Annotated in this window: 1 protein-coding gene; it reads right to left on the reverse strand. The window is 45.7% G+C overall.

From position 1 onward, the window contains the following. Positions 1-466: Rpn family recombination-promoting nuclease/putative transposase (locus B5F25_RS20955; protein ID WP_140407022.1), on the reverse strand; the 466-nt coding region annotated here is incomplete at its 3' end. Positions 467-679 lie beyond the last annotated feature (213 nt).

The following is a 679-nucleotide window of genomic DNA, read 5'->3' on the forward strand; positions in this document are numbered from 1 at the left end:
TGTCATAAAACACTTCTTTGGTCCGGGTGTCCATGAGCTTCACTTCGTGGTGATAGAAATCATCGCTCTGCTCGTCGAAGGTGAAGTTGAGGATGCCGATGACATATACGGCTTTCAGCTTGTAATTCCATTCCCCTTTCTGTCCCTGTTCGCGAATGGGGAAGGTGGCGTAATACAAGCTTCGGTCCTTGAAGAACTGTTGTTCTCCGCGCTGCATTTCTACCAGTATCTTCTCTCCGTTTTCGTTTTCGCAATACACATCGAACACCGCCTTGCGGTCTGCCTCGCCGGTGCCTAAATGCTCCGTATTGAGGTAGGTCAGGTCTTTCACCACTTCTTTTCCGTGCAGGAGGCTGTTGATGAAGCTGATGAGCAGGTCCTTGTTTATTTCGGTGCCGAACAGTTTCTTGAATCCGAAGTCGGTATAGGGGTTGACGTATCTGTCGCTGAGTTCTCTTCTGTCCATAATTGCCGGTGTTTTAGGAATGTAACGTATGCAAATATAGTGTTTTTTTTGTAATTTGCGAAGACTGATTTTTATTTCCTTATGCCTCTGTCTGTTTGGGCAGAGTCAACCAGCGAGTGCAACATTACGAAATATTTTTGAAAAAGACCTCAGCCGGAGTCGAGAAATTGAGTTTTTCTCTCGGTCTGGCATTAATTTTCTTCCTGATCTTGG

It is taken from the genome of Bacteroides sp. An19, assembly GCF_002160215.1.
Taxonomy (GTDB): Bacteria; Bacteroidota; Bacteroidia; order Bacteroidales; family Bacteroidaceae; genus Phocaeicola; species Phocaeicola intestinalis.